The organism is Bradyrhizobium sp. ORS 111 (assembly GCF_045571485.1).
GTDB lineage: Bacteria > Pseudomonadota > Alphaproteobacteria > Rhizobiales > Xanthobacteraceae > Bradyrhizobium.
On sequence record NZ_CP120701.1, the window covers coordinates 2856420 to 2875186 of the forward strand.

Here is an 18767-nt window from a genome sequence, read left to right on the forward strand (position 1 = left end):
AACGGCATGATCATCTGGGTCACAGGCGCAAACGGATTCATTGGCCGCCATCTCGTCCAGGAACTGGCGGGGGCCGGCCATGCGGTCCATGGCGTCGGTCATGGCGCAATCGATGAAGCGGAAGCGCGTCGTCTCGGCCTGCGGACCTGGATCAACGGCGAGATCGATGCGGCCAATCTGAATGCGCTCTCGGTGGCGCACGGGTTGCCCGCGCAGGTCTTTCATCTCGCCGGCGGATCGTCCGTCGGCCTGTCGATCGAGCGGCCCTTCGAGGACTTTTCCCGCACTGTTGCGAGTACTGCGCGGCTGCTGGAATGGCTGCGCGGATCGGCACCGGAGTGCGCGTTGATCGCGGCATCGAGCGCGGCCGTCTACGGGGCCGACCACGCCGGTCCGATCCCTGAAGACGCCGTCCTGGCACCGATGTCGCCCTACGGCCAGCACAAAATGATGATGGAACAGTTGTGCCAGAGCTACACGCGATCGTTCGGCCTGCATTGCAGCATCGTGCGGCTGTTCTCGGTCTATGGCCCGGACCTGCGCAAGCAGCTACTCTGGGACATCTGCTCGCGGCTGAAGGCGCAACCGGACGTGCTGACTCTCGGTGGAACCGGCGGCGAGATCCGCGACTGGACCGATGTTCGCGATGTTGCCAGGTTGCTGGCCAGCTTCGCGGCGCCGTCGACGCAGGCTTCATCCCGCATCATCAACGGTGGTTCGGGACGGGGGACGAGCGTCGCCGACATCGCGACCGGCCTCATCCAACAGTGGGGTACTGACACCGTTGTGCGATATTCCGGCGTCAGCCGGCCCGGCGATCCCGTCAGCCTGCTGGCCGACGATGCGAGCCTGCGCCGCGTCGGCTTCGATTGGCGGATTCCGCTCGACCGCGGTCTCGCCGACTACGTGGCGTGGTTCAAGGGGCAGGATTTATGACATCGCAAGCCCCGATGCGCATCGCGTTCAACTACATCTCACGCACCCTTTGGGCCGGCGGATACAACTACCAGAGCAACTTGTTCGCGGCGCTGGCCCGATTCCGGCCCGGCGAGTTCGCGCCCGTGGTGTTTGCTGGCAGCGGCGGCGATGCGAAAGAGCTTGCCGAACTCGCGGCGATTCCCGGCGTTGAGCTCGTGCGATCGGACGCGTTCGAAGGCCAGCCCGAATTGACCAGGGCACTTATCCTCGGCCTGGCGCGCGACGCCAACGCGGCATTTCAAGCCGCGCGGATTGATGTCGTGGTCGAGTCGGCACGCTTCTTCGGTTGGCGCCTGCCGATCCCGGCGATTGCCTGGATCCCAGATCTGCAACATCGCTCGCTGCCGCATCTGTTTCCGCGGGCCGCGCGCTGGCGCCGCGAGTTCGGCTTCCGCATGCAGATCGGAGGACGCCGCACTATCATGCTCAGCAGCGAAAGCGCGCTGCACGACTTCAGGGCTTACTATCCGCGTGTCAAGAACAAGGTCTGTGTGGTCCGCTTCGCGACCCAGCCCCAGCTTACAGCGTTGAACACGGATCCGGCGGGAGTTATCGCCGGCTATGGTCTGCCCCAGTCCTATTTCTATCTGCCCAATCAGTTCTATCGCCACAAGAACCACCAACTGGTGGTCGATGCGCTGACGATCTTGAAGCAGCGCGGGGCGGACGTGGTGGTCTGCGCATCCGGCAGCACGCAAGATCGGCGCGAGCCGGGTTACTACGATCAGGTTAATGCCGAAGTCCGCAAACGCGGTCTCGAGACGCATTTCCGTCATGTCGGTATCATTCCATTTCCCCACGTCTACGCGTTGCTGCGGGCTGCAACCGCGATGGTCAACCCGTCGCGCTTCGAGGGCTGGAGCTCGACCGTGGAGGAGGCGAAATCGTTCGGTGTGCCGATGATCCTGTCCGATATCGACGTGCACCGCGAGCAGACCGCGGGCGCCGCTCGCTATTTCGGCGTCGACGATCCGGTCGCGCTGGCCGATCATCTCTTCGATGCGTCACAACAGGCGAACGGACTAGTCGTCCGCAATGTCGTTCCGCAACAGGACGACAATGTCAGCGCATTCGCGGCGAGCTTTGCCGCCACCATCCGGCAGGCTGTGCGCCGCTAAAAACGCGATGAGATTGGTTGAATCGTCATTGCCCTTTAGCTCTTTACTTGAGCACGTCCTATTCGGCAAACCGCTTCACGCGGGATCATGCTCTGGTAGGTCGCATCCGGTTTGGACGCTGCGCGTAGCGGCGGTAAATACCGGAGCAGGAACAAGAGCAGCCTGGCGGGAGATGAACACCGTGGTGAAGGGCACGTCGAGGATCGACCGGTCCGGCACGGCGCCCGAGACGAGGGCAAAACGCGGCAGCAGAATGATGGTGCGATATGCCGTATTCCTGACGTTCCCGGAAGAGGCGAAATTTCGGCCGGATCCCGATCAGATGGCGAGGCATAGTAAACCGGTGCTACCGCAAAAGTAACGACGTGCTCTTCTGCCGTCGGCGGGCCATTTGCCTGTCTTCGCGCTATGCGTTGGGGGCAGCAGCGCTGCACCCGAGACAGTGATCGCGCTCGGCAACCTTGTGAGTTTAGCCTTTGCCATTCGATGAGTCTCACTAGCTTCCGGCACTATGAGAGCCGTAGAAAAGGCACAGTGGCCGTTGTAAGATTCCAAGTCTATGAAGGAGCTATCGCAAAGGCGTCGATCTAGGTAGGTCCTTTTGAATCAGCTTGGGTAACTGCCATTTTATTTGCGTGCCACGTACCTGAGGCTTTAGCTTGGTACAGATCACGAGAGGAAGTTTAATCAACAAGCCGATACAGAGTCCGATGTTTTCTATCTCACGAAGAACGGTAGCGACGTCAGCGATTGGGTGTGCGGTCTATGCTGGCGCTGCGATATGGTCCATATGGTCGTATGAAGATCCGGCCCCGGAGGGGCGGATCGTCTTTGCCGTCTATCCGCCGTTCGCGAACGTTGCCGGGGCGGAGTATCAGACTAATCCGATAACTGGCCCTCTGTTCAAAGCTCTCAAGGAATTAGACGACGAGGCTGATACGAATGACACGGCCCATCGTTCGATTCTCTTGCTCTATGAAGACGACAAGTTGCTCGGGCCGCCCCACAGTTTGCACGGCGATATCGCTACTCTTGGTGAGGGCAGGTACTCGCATTGGAAAGGTGTTGGAATCCGCTTTTCCGCGAGCGATAATAGTGACCCCAATGTCAACGGCCGACGGTACTGGGCGGTGATACCTACTTCGTGATCAAAGCGGTCAATAGGGCGAGGTTGTCAACACCGCTTTTCAGGACGTCGATAACTTACCTGTATAGGCGCAATTTCTGACATCAGGCCAACTATCGTCATCGTAGCGATAGACCTTGTGATTGAATTCATGGCGAGGCGTGACCACCATATCTGTTTCTTGGCTCAACCAAGGTAAGCGCGGCGCCAGAGTTCAAAGATAGTGAGCCCAAAAAGCCGCTCACTATTGTTGCGGCGCTTGCCATGCCCCTCAAGAAGCAGGGCGATGGCCCGCTTGTCGAATGTGCATCCAGAATCAAGCAGAACGTCCGAGACGAACTTCCTCCAGGGGCCGGCCTTGAGCCAAGTCGGCAATGGAATCGAGAAACCTTGCTTTCGGTTGGCATCAAATTGGGGAGGAAGAACTCTTGCGCATAGGCGCTTGAGCAAGATCTTTCGTTCCATCTGGTTGGCCTTCAAGCGAGGGGGAACCTTTCCAAAGGCAAATTCAAGGATACGAAAATCCAGAAACGGGGCCCGGACTTCTAGCGAAGCAAGCATGCTAGCGCGATCGACCTTAACTAGGATATCGTCCGGCAAGTAATTCTGGAAATCGGTGCGTGTCACTCGTTGCAGCAGGTTCGTCGTGGGCGGGATCCTGTCCGCGAGGACTTGTTCGGCAACAGGGTCCCAGCGTTCCCCCATCAGGGCGCATCGCTCTTTCGAAGTAAACAACCCGGTCACAAATGGGAGTTTCGTTTCAAAATCAGTACTCAAGGCTCCGAGCCAGTTGCGCCCACGGAATCCGGTGGGAAGCAACGCCGATCCGGCAGCCGCAACCGATCGACGGATGCCGAGCGGGATGTTTCGGATTCTCGATTGCAGTATCTGTAAACGCTGGTGATGCCGATAGCCGCCGAACAATTCGTCCGCGCCATCGCCGCCGAGCGCAACGGTGCAATGCTGCCGGATCAGCTGGCTGACGAGAAACGTCGGAATCATTGAAGAGTCGCAGAGCGGCTCATCATACTGGCGGGCAAGCACGCCAAGAATCTCAGGCGTGGTATCGCCGGCCTGCAACTCTGTGTGATCCGTTCCGAAATGCCGCGCAACGAGCTTAGCGTAGTTGCCCTCGTCGTATCCTTCATGTCCCCTCAGGCCAACCGTAAAGGTCTTTATGCGAGGAAAAGCGCGCGCAGCCATCGCGGTGACGAGACTGGAGTCCACGCCACCGCTAAGCAATACACCCACCGGAACGTCGGCGACGAGCTGCTGTTTCACGGAACTGAGGAGCAGGGTCTCGAGTTCGTCAACGAGCTGCTGGTCGTCGATAGTGTCCGCGGAAGTGGCGTCAGGAAGTCGCCAGTATTGCCAGACGTTGGTCGTTCCATTCGAAATTTCATAGGACAGCGCGTGCGCGGGGGGGAGCTTGCTTACCCCTGAGAGGATGGACTTCTCACCCGGAACGAAACCCATCATCAGAAAGCAATCGAGCGCCTTGCTGTCTAACCTACGCTCAAGGCTGGGATCACAGAACAACCCCTTCAGCTCGGAGGCGAACCGCAGCATCCCATCAGAGGTCGTATAAAACAGCGGCTTCTCTCCGGCGCGGTCCCGCGCCAGCAGGAGCTTGCCCGCCAGACGATCGTAGAGCGCAAATGCGAACATCCCGTTCAGATGCGCCAGGCAATCGGCGCCCCATTCTCTGTAGGCGGCTAGCAGAACCTCGGTGTCTGACGCGCTCGCAAACGAATGGCCTTTGGCTGTCAGGACGTCGCGTAGCTCTCTGTAATTATAGATTTCACCGTTGAAAGTGATACTAAGGCCACCGTCCTCGCGGTGCATGGGTTGATGGCCGCCTGGCGAAAGATCAATGATGGCCAGCCGGCGTTGCGCTAACCCGACACGTCCGTCGGCCGACCACCAGAATCCGCTATCATCCGGTCCCCGATGGGCCATCGCAGTGCAGCCGGCTTCCAGCCACGCATGATCTTCGAGGGGACGCGAACTTGCAACTCCAATAATGCCACACATTAGATACCCCTGCCCAATACGTCTTGATATAACGTATTGTATGCTTTGGTCATAGTTTCGCTCGTCCAGTTTGCAACTCGATCCGATGCGCGTTCAGCCCTTCGTGCCACTGCGTCGGCATCGTTCAAAAGCGCGACGATCGCATCTGCCAGACCCTGCGGGTCATCGACCGGTACGAACGAAGCGGTCGACCCGTCGGCAATCTCACGATGCCCGGGGATGTCGCTCAAGATAACAGGGCAGCGCCCAACCATGGCTTCAAGGACAGCATTCGGGTTGCCCTCGTATCGGCTCATACTAATCAGTCCGCTTGCGGCTCTCAGCGATTGCCACCAGTCTGGCTGATAGGGCAGAAGCTTGATTGTTTCATTCAGGCCGGCGGATTTGATCTCGCTTTTGATGATATCTTGCTCGCTACCCTCGCCCGCAATCCAAACCTCGACCTTGCCGGGATCGGGTAGCTTCGCTATCGCCTTGACAACGATGTCTATGGCCTTGTCGCGTTGAAACCGCCCCATGACCAAAAAGAGCGGCCTCGACGGTCGTTCATAGGAGTTGCAGGCAGCTCGACGAATGCCATCAATATCCAGTGCGTTGCGAATCGTGACCAGCTTTGCCTTGCGAGAGCCGTTTTCCTGCCAGTACCGCTCTCCAATGTTTGAGTTGGCGACTACCGCTGCCGCGAAACGTCCGAGCAGCAGTCTCGCACGCGCTACCACGGGAATCGTCGCGTAGAACACTCCCGCCGTCCTCTCGGTCGCAATCCAGGGCGTCCGAGCCTGCAGGGCGGCTATACCACCCATGATATCCATCTGCGGCAGCCAGGTTTGCACGATATCGGGCTTGGTCCTCTTGATGACACGTCGAATAGCAAGCAGCAGGGCCGGATGAGCGAGACGAAAATCTCCGAGCTGGTGAATCTTCGCGCCGCTGGCGGCAACCGATTCGGCATGAACACCGGTCCGACGGAGCGCGACATGAACATCATGTCCCTGCCGCGCTTGCTCGCTCGCCAGCACACTGAGCTGCCGCTCTGCGCCGCCGCCCTCAAGAGTAGGGATGATATGGAGGATGGTAAAAATTTGACTGCCGCCGTTGTTGGTTACGCCATGGAACTGCGGAAGTCCGGCATCGCCGGACGGCCGCATCAGACGCTCAATAGCCTCGATCGCGCAACCCGAGTCCCTTCCATGCGTAGGCCATCAAAGGCGCCAGACCTGCACGCCTGCAGGTCTTGCTTCTCGGCTGAGTGCCGACTTGACGTCCATGACGAGACCCTTTCCAGCGGAGAGCCGGTCCATGACAATGCGCCAACCGACTTCCACATAGGCCGCATGGCTCACGGCCAGAATCACGGCTTGTGCCGGCGGTATGTCGTCGATGGAGGTCAGCTTGAACCCGTACTCCTTCTCGAATTCGGAGGGATCAGCAAGCGGATCGGTGACATACACTTCGGCGCCAAAACTCCGGAGCTCGGTGACGATATCCGGGACCTTCGAATTCCGAATATCGGGTACGTCCTCCTTGAACGTAACACCGAGGACCGCAACCACCTTGCCTCGTCCGTCGGCAAGTAGGTTCTTGATGCATTCCTTGGCGATCCATGCGCCCATGGAGTCGTTCACTCTGCGCCCCGCCAGAATGACTTGGGGATGATATCCCGCTTTCTCCGAACGATGCGTGAGATAGTAGGGATCGACCCCAATACAGTGCCCGCCGACTAGCCCAGGCGTGAACTTCAGAAAATTCCATTTAGTTGCTGCTGCCGCAAGCACGTCAGACGTGTCAATGTCCAGCAAACGAAAAATCAAGGCCAGCTCGTTGATCAGCGCAATGTTGAGGTCCCGTTGCGTATTCTCAATGACCTTGGCAGCTTCAGCGACCTTGATCGAGGGGGCCTTGTGCACTCCGGCCTGCACAACCGAGCCGTACACCTCGGCGATAACTTCAAGCGTTTCCTTGTTTTGCCCGGACACTACTTTGGTGATCATTTCGAAGCGATGCTTGCGGTCGCCAGGATTGATCCGCTCCGGACTATAGCCAACGAAGAAGTCGCTTCCGTTGACGAGGCCGGATTCCTGCTCGAGGATTGGAACGCACTCTTCCTCGGTCGCCCCGGGATAGACGGTCGATTCATAAACGACAATGTCGCCCTTTTTGAGAGCTTTTCCGACGGTCCGCGTAGCTGAGAACACCATCGACATGTCGGGACGCTTCGTCTCGTCGATCGGTGTGGGAACTGTCACGATAAAGAAATCAGCGGCCGTAAGATCTTTCGGCTCTGAACTGACCGCCATCGACACGCTGCGCAATTCGGCTTCGCTGACTTCGCGTGTACGGTCGAAGTGTCGCTGCAACTCCTGAACTCGCTTGGTATCGATGTCGTAGCCGATCGCGAGACGTCCAGCTTTGCAGAATGCCAGCGCGACAGGGAGTCCAACATAGCCCAACCCTACGACGCCGACTGCTCGGTCCGCAACCCTCAAAGCGAAATCTCCAAATAGCATCTACCTTGTTGCAACTTGCTTAATCCGGCGACTATTCAAAGTCAATTTCGGATTGCATTTGAATGGGTTGCCAAGTAGTGGCCGCGCCGCTGCATGCGGTCAAGATTGTCTTTCCTCCGTCGTCTATTTACAAGCGTAGGCCGGTTCAACTAGAGCCTTCTCCGTTCATGCGCGATGATGCAAGGACAGAGGCTGACTTTGTTGCGTTGGCGAACCCTGGCCGTCCGGCAATTGCCGCGTCGCTGTGCGAGGAAGATCTAACATGCGTATCTTGCTGACCGGCAACGCCGGATTTATCGGATTTCACGTTGCCAAGATGCTTTTCGCACGCGGCGACAGTGTCGTGGGGGTCGATGTCGTCAACGACTATTATTCCCCCGAACTGAAGATGGCGCGCCTTCGTTTGCTTGAGGAAACCGCGAAGAAATTCGGGGTAGATTATCGGTTCCGGAGGATCGATTTGGCGAACGGCGCGGAACTCAAGACGTGCTTCGCCGAGGAGAGGCCGTTTGATCGAGTCATTCATCTCGCGGCGCAGGCAGGGGTTCGTTACAGTCTTGAAAATCCAGACGCCTATGTTCAAAGCAATATCGTAGGCTTTACGAACATTCTGGAAAACTGCCGCCATCATGGCGTCGGCCATCTGACTTACGCGAGCACCAGCAGCGTCTATGGCGCCAACACGAAAATGCCGTTCAGCGAACATGACGGCGTGAACCATCCGCTTCAGTTTTACGCGGCGACTAAGCGAGCCAACGAATTGATGGCGCACAGCTACAGCCATCTGTTCAGGCTTCCGACCAGTGGTCTTCGCTTCTTCACGGTTTACGGTCCCTGGGGGCGGCCGGATATGGCGCTCTTCCTATTCACTCGAAATATTTTGGCCGGCTTGCCGATACAATTGTTCAACAATGGTGAGCATGTGCGAGATTTCACCTACATTGACGACATCGCCGAGGGCATCGTACGTGTCAGTGACAACGTCGCTGCTCCTGATCCGGATTGGAACAGCGATGCACCAGACGCGGCCACCAGCAATGCTCCATTCCGCATACTGAATATCGGAAACAGCACGCCAGTGCGCTTGCTGGACTATGTTGAGGCGATCGAGGCGGCGGTCGGAAAGAAATCGATCCGCAAACTGCTGCCGTTGCAGCCTGGCGACGTCCCCAATACGCTTGCCGACGTGACAGGCCTGACAAAAGCCGTTGGATTCTTGCCGCGAACGCCTGTTCGCGTCGGGGTCGACCATTTCGTTCGCTGGTATCGGAGCTACTTTGGAGAATAGGGTGGTCGTTAAGTCCGCATTGCTGGCGACGGTCCCCGTCGTTTCTACCGAAGCTTCGACGAGGCGCCCGTGCTGAGACAGCTCTTGCGGCATTCACTTTGGAATGCCGTGGCGACCTTCAGTCATCAGGGATCGACCTTTGTCGGCAATTTCGTCGTGATCAGACTCCTCGATCATGCGTCCTACGGCAAGTTTTCACTGATCAACCTCACCGCATTGTATGCTGCGAATATTTTGCAGTTTGGGATCGGGTCGACCGTCTCCCGGTTTGTTGCTCGACACCTCGAAGACAAGACGAGGATGCCGGCGATCGTCTGGTACTGTGGTGCATTCAGCCTGCTAAGCGGTCTGCTGGGGCTGGCTGTCATCGCGTCAACTGCAGGATTTGTCGCAAGAGAAGTCTTTATCGAATCGTCATTGGCAGCGCCGCTCGCCATAGCGGCAGTATCGGTGCCCGGCTTGGTTGGGACGATTTATCTGAATGGATTGTTGCAGGGCCTGCATGGCTTCCGGGCCTTGGCGGTGTCCTCAGCGGTATCGGGTTTGTTGTTCGTTGGTTGCATTGCGTTGGGTGCATGGTTCGGCTCGCTGCAGGGGGCTGTGCTGGGATTTGTTTGCGGCAGCGTGATGCGGAGTTTTATCCTTGGCATGGCGGCCCTGATAGCACTTGGTCCGCGCTGGCGGTCCTCCTGGACCGATGTGCGTGGCGAATGGCAGCGGGGAGAGATCACGAAATTTCAATTCCCGGCAGGTCTCAGCACGTTCACGACGCTGCCGACGCTTTGGCTGGTGCCGACGATTCTGGCCCGGGAGACGCAGAACTTCTCGGACGTTGGTTCGTACTCGCTGATCCTCATGCTCAAGACCATGGTGGTGCTGCCGGCCTGGATCGTGGCGCTTGCGCTGCAGCCGTCACTGGAGAGAGCCTGGTCGCTGAACGAGACACAGAACGCGAGGCGTATTTTCCACACGGCACTGCTCGTTGGTTCGATGGCTACTGCTGTGCTGGCGGCTCTCGTCGCGATCTTTCCGACCCGGGTGCTGTCACTCTTCGGCGTGAGCTTCGTTTCCGGCGATGTCGACCTTCAATTGATGATGCTTGGCGCGGTTGCCGAGGGTGTGGCGATCACGCTCTATATGCGCATACAAATGGCCGGCCAGATGTGGCGTGCTATTTTCTTGACGCTGCTGCCGCGGGACGTTTCGACGCTCATGGCCGTTGCGTTGATGGCGTCAACGTACGGTTTGAGAGGTGCGATCGTCGCTCATGTGATTGGCGCGGCCGTCAATCTGGTGGGGTCTCAATGGCTGAGCGCGAGCGTAGACCGGTTGTACGTGAAATCTCAGATGCTGGTCGCTTCGCGCGACTAGACGCGAAGCATTGTGCTATGTCGCCCGCAATCCCGGCTCGTTGGAGCCCGCGCGGCAACGGTGACTGGGCCATGGATTCCCGCGACGATTTTGCGAGCTGGATGCCGCAGGCTTGATGCTCATTGCTCGAAACGTTGGCAACCGAGCACGGCAGGTCGATTGCTCGAATCGATGCCAAAGCCGGATGTAGTTGCCGCGTCGATCGTTGCTCAAGGACTGCAGCGCGGCTTATCGTAATCTCCCCGAACTTGATCCGAATTACGCGCCCGCTATCTTTTGCATTCGGCAGAGCTTGCCAGGCGCTGTTTAGGTTGCAGCTAGGGGTAATCTCAGCTAATAGCGGTCGCCGTTGAGCAGGGGGCGAGCTTCGGGACCGACAAGTTGGGTTAGGGAAGCATTGGGCCGTGAGTAAGCGCAGACGCCGGCGCCGCCGCCTTGGAGAGGTTTCGTTGAGCAAGAAACCTGGCGGATCGGGCTCTGCGCTATTGCTCGGCGCACTAGCTGGTCAATTCAGAGATCCAGCGCGACCTTTTTCGATCTTCGGAGCGTTCGATGCATCTCCTTTATGTTTCACACGGGTACAAGCCAGCTTATCGATTTGGCGGCCCAATCATGTCGGTCTCAGCGATGGCCGAGGGAATGGTCGAACGCGGGCACCGAGTCACGGTTTTCACCACCAATAGCAATTTAGACGAGCAGCTAAATGTGCCCGTCAATTGTCCAGTCGAAGTTGATGGCGTCACAGTCTGGTACTTTAGACAGGTCGATCTCCAGGCGAAGTATTTTTGGTGGTCCCGATATCTGTCTCAGTCGATGGGCTATCTCTATACGCCCGCTCTGAAGCGTGTGATGCGGGAGATGCTCCCATCGATTGATATCGTGCACACTCAGATGCCCTTCATTTACCCATCGATGGCCGCGGGACGCCTCGCTGCAGCCGAGGGCAAGCCATTCTTCTATAATCAGCGTGGCGTGTTTCATCCCCAGCGTCTCAGATATCGCAGCCTCAAGAAGAAGCTCTACATCGACCTCATTGAGAAGCCGCTCATGCGACGTGCGACCGGCCTGATTGCGCTGACGCCCGAGGAGATCGAAACCTATCATCAGATGGGGATACAGACTCCCAGTCACCTGGTTCCCAACGGCATCGACGTTCGCCGGTTTCGCCGCGAGGCGCGGCCCAATGCACTTACCAGCCTCGGGATTGCCGATGTCACAAAGGTGGTGCTTTTCCTGGGGCGGCTGCACCCGCAGAAGGGGGTCGATGTCTTGCTCGATGCATTTGCCACTCTGGCTCGGGCAGTGCCAGAGGCGGTGCTCGTCCTGGCCGGACCGGATGAGCACAATCTTTCAGTTCAGCTCTTGGCGCAGGCGGAATCCAAAGGGCTTGGCGGGCGCATAGTGTTCCCCGGGATGGTAGTCGGTGAAGAGAAACTGGAGTTGTTGGCTCGGGCTGATGTCTTTGTGCTGCCTTCCACCGGAGAGGGGTTCTCTATGGCGATCCTGGAAGCTCTCGCAAGTGGAACGCCGGTCGTTATCTCGCCGGAATGCAATTTCCCGAAGGTTGCGGACGTCGGGGCGGGCAAGGTGGTGGACCGAGACCCGACGAAGCTTTCGGACGCAATCAGATCCTATTTGGTAGACAGAGAACTTGCCCGTGCCGCAGGGCAGGCTGCGTATGAATTCGCGAGGGACGAACTGGGCTGGTCATCGATCGTGGCAAGACTCGAGCAGGTCTATCTAGCAGCTTTGGGTAAGCGGCCGGCAAGACCGGCTCCGCCGCGGTAGGTTGATTGAGACGGCCGTAATGGCGTAGTAGACTTGAATTGCTTAGAATTTCTCGAATATCGGACTTTCGGTTGGGACGGCAGGGGCATTGCCGGCGATGACGGGTGATTGTACCGAGTCGGTCTTAAATCGAGGGAACCGCCAGGGGGCACCGATGAAAACAAAGCAGATTGTCAAGGGTATGCTCACGTTTGCTCTCCCGCGATGGACGTATAGTAGGCACACCGGCGGTACCACTTCGGCCCGGTATTGTTACGCCGTCTTCTTGCGCCATCTCATTCGCATCCATGCGAGCACCGGCGTAGTTCCGCTTGGCAACGTGGCGGAACTTGGCCCGGGCGATTCGCTCGGCATCGGACTGGCAGCCTTGATTGCCGGTGCTCAACGCTACTATGCGTTCGACGTCGCGCCATTCTCCAATGCCACGCGCAATCTTGCAGTGTTCGACGAGTTGGTGAAATTGTTCCGCGAGCGTGCAGATGTGCCCACTGTTTCCGAGATTCCGGAGGTCAAGCCGGCGATCCCGAATGAAGCGTTCCCGTCTCATATCCTCACCGATCAGTGGATGAAATCCGTACTCGATGACGGTCGGATCGGCGAGCTGAGGCAGGTGGTCTCAAAGGAGTCATCAGAGGGTGCGAGGATCTCCTATGTGGCGCCCTGGTTTGACAGCTCGACAGTTCGGGAGAGCACGTTGGATTGGATATTCTCGCAGGCGGTCATGGAACACGTAGATGACCTCTCACTCACATACAGCATCTGCTCCCGCTGGCTGAAGCCGGGGGGCGTGATGTCCCATCAGATCGATTTTCGATCCCATGGAACTGCTCCCACGTGGGACGGGCATCGCGCTTATGGAGACCTCGCCTGGCGAATGGTCAGGGGGGCTCGGCCGTACCTGATCAATCGTCAACCGCTGTCTGCCCATCAGACCATTCCGGAAGCTCATAAGCTGGACCTCGTCGAGCAGGTCCTGATTAAGCGGGAGCCGGTGCTGCCTGCTGCAAAGCTTGCTCCGTCGTTTCGTTCCTGGTCGGAGGAAGACCTACAGACTGCCGGCGCATTTGTGTTGCATAGGAAGCGCGCGGCCTAGCTGCGCTGGTACCCTTGGACATTGAGCGTGACGATGGATGAATTTTGGACCGCAATTCCACGTCATGGACATTGGCGCCAGTCGCTCGTTGATCTGCGATGGGGCACGCTATTAACAACGTGTAAACGTAAAGGGTGGCCGCCCGCCTGGCGCAATAGTCGACACCGGCGGCCAAAGGCAGAGGATAAAATGGAAAGACGGATTGGCCCCCAGCTGTACGGCGGGTTGCTCGACTCGTGGTTGCGGTCGTATTAGCTAAAGCGGAACGAGAAAGTATCAATGCCTGATCTTTCCTACGGCACCCTTGTCGCCAGTGTCGGTATCGCCGCGGTCTATTACTTCTTCGCGCGTCGTCGGTTCGATTTCTTGACTGTATCGTTGATCGGCGCGGCATTTTATTTCTCACCGCTGTTGCTTCGCACGGTTGAAGTAACACTTGTCACAGACCCCACGATTCCTGCCCCAGTCAATTGGATCGCCGCCGGCTACTTGTTAGCCCTTGTCGCTGCCGGGCTTATTGCTGCCGGATTGCCCGCCCCGCAACGGAGCAAGTTGCTGCTGCCCTCAGCAGCTGCGCCGTGCCTTGCGCTTGCAGTGGTCGGCTTGATCGGTGCCATCGCCACCACACGCGGAGCCATCGTCAATGCTGACAAGATCGTGGTGCTGAAGCAGGTCGGGTATTCCTATGTGCTGTTCGAGATCGCTGCGAGCCTTGCTTGCATCGCGAGCGTGGTAGAGCGACGCTGGACCATATTGGCTGGTGCTTGCGCGATGTTGGCAATTGATCTGTTGCTTGGTTTCCGCAACTACGCAGTGCTGACCGCGATCAGCACGGCTTTCGTGCTGCTGGCGAGCCAGCCGGCGATGCGGTTGATTGTCAAGGGCCCAACCTTCGGCATCGCCTGCGTTCTCCTTGTCGCTGCAATGCTCGCTCTCCATACCGCTCGCTTTGCCATCTTCGACGCAATCGCGGTCGAGCGGAATGCCCCCAGAGTGACCCGTGCAGCCGAAATGCGCGGTGACACCTTGCAGTTCATGCGGGCCGCTTCAATGGCGGGGACCCCCACGTCTGCCGCTTCGGCGGCAGAAGCCCCCACGTCGCTCCCGAGATGGTTCCTGGTTCCGCTACAGCTTTTCGAACACAGCGAACCATTCACCATTCAGGCCACCCTGGTCGAGACTGTTCATCGGGCCTATAGCTGCAGTCCCGGCAACATCCTCAAATCCCTGACGCTAATCCCCGGTGCAGGGCACCTGCTGCCGTCCTACCCCATGACATTCTACGATGAGTTCCAGCCGGCGCTGTTTCCGACTGTAGACTACGGGCTCGGCGGAAACATATGGGCCGAAATGCTGTGCCGGTTCGGATATGCCGGTGTCGTTGCATTCGGCCTCGCAATGCTAATTTGCCTTGTCGGAATGCAGAGGCTCTTCTTAGCAGCGCCACCAACGTTATCTGCGCCGATAGCGTTCTCGGGCGTAATCATTGCGTTTTACATCTACCGCAACGATTTGCACTACACCCTGGTTATGATCCGCCAAACGCTCGGCGTTTTCGCCATTGCGCTCGTAATCGCATGGCTCCATACGATTTGGCAATCGAAGCCTATATTGGCGACCAGGAATCCAGAATGATGTTGCAGCCAACCTGAGTTACAGACAATGAAGCTTACAGAGCGTGCAGCACATTTTGAGTTTGGTGAGAACTGGCGAGATTACGCCACGACGATCGATGAAACCCGCATCGACTATGCCATCAACGGAATGCGGAAGCTCTTTCCAAGTGGCTTGGCAGGCAAGAATTTTCTCGACATCGGCTGCGGCTCCGGCTTGCATTCTCTTGCGGCTCTGTCCCTCGGTGCCAAGTCGATCCTTGCGACCGATATCGACGAAAATTCTGTCAGGACGACGCGAGACGTCCTGGCCAGAAGCCCTGGGGATAATTGGGACGCGAAGATCGTATCCGTGTTCGACATGACTCCGGAGCAACTTGGTACTTTCGATGTCGTCTATTCGTGGGGCGTTTTGCACCACACGGGAGATATGTGGCGAGCGATCGAAATGGCTGCGAAACTGGTTAAACCTGCCGGTCAATTTGCATTGGCAATTTATGCTAAGACCAGGATGGATGCAGCATGGAAGGTCGAAAAGCGCATCTACTCCGGGGGCTCGAAGGCGACACAGTGGGCAATTCGCCATGCTTACCTGGCTGCACTGTTCTCGACGTATATCCTGCGAGGGCGTAACCCGCTTTCCCTTTACTCACAGGCAATGGGAAGAGGTATGAATTTTTCGCACGACATACACGATTGGTTGGGTGGATTTCCCTATGAGACAGCCAGCGCCGAAGAGCTCACTCGTCGGGTCTGCGCGCTGGGCTTCTCAGAAGAGATAGCTCTTCCTATTTCCGTACCGCTTGGCGGCCTTTTCGGTTCTGGTTGCCATGAGTTCGTTTTCCGCCGCAATTCGCCATTGGAAGCAGTCTAGACCTCCGGCGGTAGCCGCCTCATTATTGCGTTTTCCGTTCCCGATGGTATCCGAGTCGAGCTATTGCCTCGTTCTGCACGCGAACCGGCGTCCGCTTCGCTCGAGGGGGCCGCGGTCGGCGGGGGATAGAGGAGACTCGTATCCGAGGGGCTTGCACTCGTTACGCCTTGGTCTCCAGCAGTAAAGATCGTGGCGTCACGTACCAGAGCAAGAAGAGCAGCAGAGCGCCGTGCGTCACCAGCGTGGTCGTGAGTGGAACGTTGAGAAAAAGCTGGGGAAACGTCGCGCTTGACAACAGCACGAAACGAGCTGGCAATCCCGAGGACGCTCGATTACCGAGGGCAATGATGAGTCCGCTCACCCAGGCTAACAGCGGGGCAAATGTCGCGCCAACGGACGCAACGCCTTCTGTGGCAAAGAGGGATGCGTTGAAATTCCCGAGCCCATACATCTCCTGCATCACGATCCCAAGCTGCTCCTTGTAGGGGCAGCTTATCGTTTTCAAGACCCTCACTTGGCAGAAATACGTCAGGGGATGCGACGAAAAAAACTCATGATAGACGTCCATCGCAAGTGACGGTATGGCGACCATCCTGAAGTTCACGATGTCGAACAACGTGCCAAAAAGCGTCAGGGAGAGCAGACCTGCGGCAATTGGCGCGAGGAGCGAAATCAATACGGAGGTTCGTGCATCGCAAGCGCGGGAGATGGCCGCCACGAACAGCAGCCAGAATGGGGCGAAGAAATCCAGCTTGGTCAGCGTGATCGGATAGAACGCCAAAAGCAGTACCAGGCTGAAGCAGGCTTTCCAATAATGGGATCGCAGCGCGAAGGCTGCGAATGCATAAGGCAATAACACACTCAAGACGATACTTGTCGCGTAGCGAAGGATGGTCGGAGAGTCGTTCTTTCCCCGAAATTCGTAGATGCGATCCAGCGCGATGATTGTATAATTGTACTTCGCGCCAACCAGCAGGATGACGAGTGCTCCGCACAGGACGAGGTTCAGGAACACCTCGAACTGCCTGGAGGTGAGCTCATGTCGGCCGCTCGCCGGTTGCGGCGTCATTGTTGCGGGTATCAGGAACGCAATGGCTGAGCCGAACGCGGAAATCACGGCCAGGGAATGATTATAGTGCAGCAGTGAAAACGCGCTCAGCCAAACATAGCCGAGCATCATTGTGTAGAGATAGAAGCCAACGAAATATCCGAAGCTGAATTTCCGCCGGACAAAAATGCTCGATATGACCCCGAACGCTGCAATGAGGAGCATCGCTCCAGGGATCTGGCCAATATTGTAGGGGACATAGACCGCGAATGGGTTCTGGGGATAGGAGTTGCGATAAGCGACGAACAACAGAGAGAGACAGCAGACGGCGATATGAAGGAAGAGCAGCAGTGATAATGATACTGCCTCACGTGAGCTTCTTCTGGCGAAGGAGATCGTATCGTGCGGAGCTCCGCTGGCCAGGGATTGCGCATTGTCTGTCATGGGCCGTTGCGCTCTACCGTGATCAACATTGCAACCTGTGGTTCCTGCGGTCCGAGAGGCAGGAGTGGTAGACTATGGGTTCGGGTCCACCCGCTTTAGGGTCATTTGCCAGTACCTTGCAAGGAGAACCTCGCAGCGGCGTCACATTGTGACAAGCGCGACCGATGCGAATGGCGAACTCGCCGGGAGAATCAGCAAGCTAATAGTATATGCCGCGAGTAAGGACGCGCAGCACATCGTTGCTAGACGCGGACTGTTGCCGCATTTCCGACAATTAAACGCGATCGTTGTTGCAGTGAGAGTTCCCCTACCGGCCGCCGACACGCTGATGGTCTTCGGAGAGGGCCGTGCTAGCGACGGATTCTTCTCAAAACATCTTGCCGCAATCGCCGATATTTGCCACCAGTTTGGCGGCGCGTTTGAAGTTGGTTCGACGGGCTCTTGGAATTCGCGATGCTGACCACCGCAAGATTGCCATGAAAGTCCTTGTAACAGGGAGCTCGGGATTTATTGGCCGAGCTCTGATCCAGAAACTGCGCGCTGAACGTTGCACCGCTGTCGGGCTCGATAGGGTGGCGGCCCCCACGACCGATTACGTGTGCGATATTCTGGATGCGGACGGTCTTAGAGCAGCTGTGCAGAGCTGCGCTCCCGACGCGATCGTGCATCTTGCCGCACGGATCGACCTCGACGAAAAGGTGAACATTTCAGGCTATGCCGCCAATATAGATGGCGTCGAAAACCTCGTCGAAGCTGTCCGGTTGACACCGTCGGTCCGCCGGGCGATCTGGACATCGTCCCAGTTGGTGTGTCGGGTCGGCTATGTGCCGAAGAGCGATACTGACTATGCGGCGGACACAATGTACGGCAGGAGCAAGGTCCGGACCGAGACGATCGTCCGTGCTGCCGACGGCGCCGGACGCGAATGGTGTCTGGCGCGCCCGACGACCGTTTGGGGACCCGGTATGAGCGCGCACTATCAGCGGTTTCTTCGGATGATTGAGCGCGGCTACTATTTTCACGTTGGGCACAGCCCGCTCTGGAAATCGTACAGCTATATCGATAATATTGCCTTCCAGTACTGGCGCCTGCTTCTGGCGCCGACTGAGCAGGTGCAGCGTCGGACGCTCTACCTGGCCGATTATGCACCGATTGATCTCATTGCGTGGTGCGACGAGTTCCAGCGAGCTTTTGCCGCCCGTTCAATACCGCATATGCCAGTCGGAATCGGGCGCTTGCTTGCGTTATGCGGCGACGTCGTGAACATTGTTGGGATAAAGAAGTTTCCGTTCAATTCGTTTCGATTGAACAACGTCCTCACCCAGTATCAATTTGACATGCGGCCGACGGCAGCGATCTGCGGGCCACTGCCATATAGCACCGAGCAGGGCGTTGCAGCGACTGTGGCGTGGATGCGTGAGCTCTCTCAAGGTCACTAAGCTCCGCCACGAACCTGCATGAGAAGCGCTGTTGAAAACGCTAAAT

General features: G+C 57.6%; 13 protein-coding genes. 9 read left to right on the forward strand and 4 right to left on the reverse strand.

Annotated features, from left to right (window positions below; translation table 11 throughout):
• Positions 1 to 6 precede the first annotated feature (6 nt).
• The gene (locus P6U30_RS13020; RefSeq protein ID WP_407169409.1) at positions 7 to 936 is read left to right on the forward strand and encodes an NAD-dependent epimerase/dehydratase family protein; all 930 of its coding nucleotides are present in this window, start codon (positions 7 to 9) and stop codon (positions 934 to 936) included.
• Positions 933 to 2096: a glycosyltransferase family 4 protein gene (locus P6U30_RS13025; RefSeq protein WP_407169410.1), complete on the forward strand. Its 1164-nt coding sequence runs from the start codon at positions 933 to 935 to the stop codon at positions 2094 to 2096. The genes P6U30_RS13020 and P6U30_RS13025 overlap by 4 nt, the downstream gene beginning before the upstream one ends.
• 1312 nt (positions 2097 to 3408) lie before the next feature.
• On the opposite strand, the gene asnB is transcribed toward P6U30_RS13025, so the two are convergent.
• The 3 genes from asnB to P6U30_RS13040 are packed head-to-tail and all read right to left on the reverse strand — an operon-like array spanning position 3409 to position 7742.
• The gene (gene asnB / locus P6U30_RS13030; RefSeq protein ID WP_407169411.1) at positions 3409 to 5256 is read right to left on the reverse strand and encodes an asparagine synthase (glutamine-hydrolyzing); all 1848 of its coding nucleotides are present in this window, start codon (positions 5254 to 5256) and stop codon (positions 3409 to 3411) included.
• Positions 5256 to 6404 (reverse strand): glycosyltransferase, encoded by a 1149-nt coding sequence (locus P6U30_RS13035; RefSeq protein WP_407169412.1) that lies wholly within the window; start codon positions 6402 to 6404, stop codon positions 5256 to 5258. The genes asnB and P6U30_RS13035 overlap by 1 nt, the downstream gene beginning before the upstream one ends.
• A gap of 54 nt (positions 6405 to 6458) precedes the next feature.
• Positions 6459 to 7742: a nucleotide sugar dehydrogenase gene (locus P6U30_RS13040; RefSeq protein WP_407169413.1), complete on the reverse strand. Its 1284-nt coding sequence runs from the start codon at positions 7740 to 7742 to the stop codon at positions 6459 to 6461.
• A 283-nt stretch (positions 7743 to 8025) separates the two neighbouring features.
• Here P6U30_RS13040 and P6U30_RS13045 point away from each other — a divergent pair, with 283 nt between their 5' ends.
• The 6 genes from P6U30_RS13045 (at position 8026) to P6U30_RS13070 (ending at position 15790) form a co-directional block, all read left to right on the forward strand.
• Entirely contained in the window at positions 8026 to 9051 is a 1026-nt protein-coding gene (locus P6U30_RS13045; RefSeq protein WP_407169414.1) for an NAD-dependent epimerase, read from the forward strand.
• Positions 9052 to 9120: 69 nt separating this feature from the next.
• Positions 9121 to 10422 carry an oligosaccharide flippase family protein gene (locus P6U30_RS13050; protein ID WP_407169415.1) on the forward strand — a complete coding sequence of 434 codons (1302 nt, stop codon included), beginning with the start codon at positions 9121 to 9123 and terminating at the stop codon, positions 10420 to 10422.
• A gap of 552 nt (positions 10423 to 10974) precedes the next feature.
• The gene (locus P6U30_RS13055; RefSeq protein WP_407169416.1) at positions 10975 to 12210 is read left to right on the forward strand and encodes a glycosyltransferase; all 1236 of its coding nucleotides are present in this window, start codon (positions 10975 to 10977) and stop codon (positions 12208 to 12210) included.
• Between the two features lie 265 nt (positions 12211 to 12475).
• Entirely contained in the window at positions 12476 to 13303 is an 828-nt protein-coding gene (locus P6U30_RS13060; protein WP_407169417.1) for a methyltransferase domain-containing protein, read from the forward strand.
• Between the two features lie 279 nt (positions 13304 to 13582).
• Positions 13583 to 14938: a hypothetical protein gene (locus P6U30_RS13065; protein WP_407169418.1), complete on the forward strand. Its 1356-nt coding sequence runs from the start codon at positions 13583 to 13585 to the stop codon at positions 14936 to 14938.
• Positions 14939 to 14965: 27 nt separating this feature from the next.
• Complete coding sequence (locus tag P6U30_RS13070) at positions 14966 to 15790, forward strand: class I SAM-dependent methyltransferase (RefSeq protein ID WP_407169419.1); 825 nt, start codon at positions 14966 to 14968, stop codon at positions 15788 to 15790.
• Between the two features lie 160 nt (positions 15791 to 15950).
• Here P6U30_RS13070 and P6U30_RS13075 read toward each other — a convergent pair whose 3' ends face one another.
• Complete coding sequence (locus tag P6U30_RS13075; RefSeq protein WP_407169420.1) at positions 15951 to 17282, reverse strand: hypothetical protein; 1332 nt, start codon at positions 17280 to 17282, stop codon at positions 15951 to 15953.
• A gap of 347 nt (positions 17283 to 17629) precedes the next feature.
• On the opposite strand from P6U30_RS13075, the gene P6U30_RS13080 reads away from it, so the two are divergent.
• Complete coding sequence (locus tag P6U30_RS13080) at positions 17630 to 18721, forward strand: NAD-dependent epimerase/dehydratase family protein (RefSeq protein ID WP_407169421.1); 1092 nt, start codon at positions 17630 to 17632, stop codon at positions 18719 to 18721.
• Positions 18722 to 18767 lie beyond the last annotated feature (46 nt).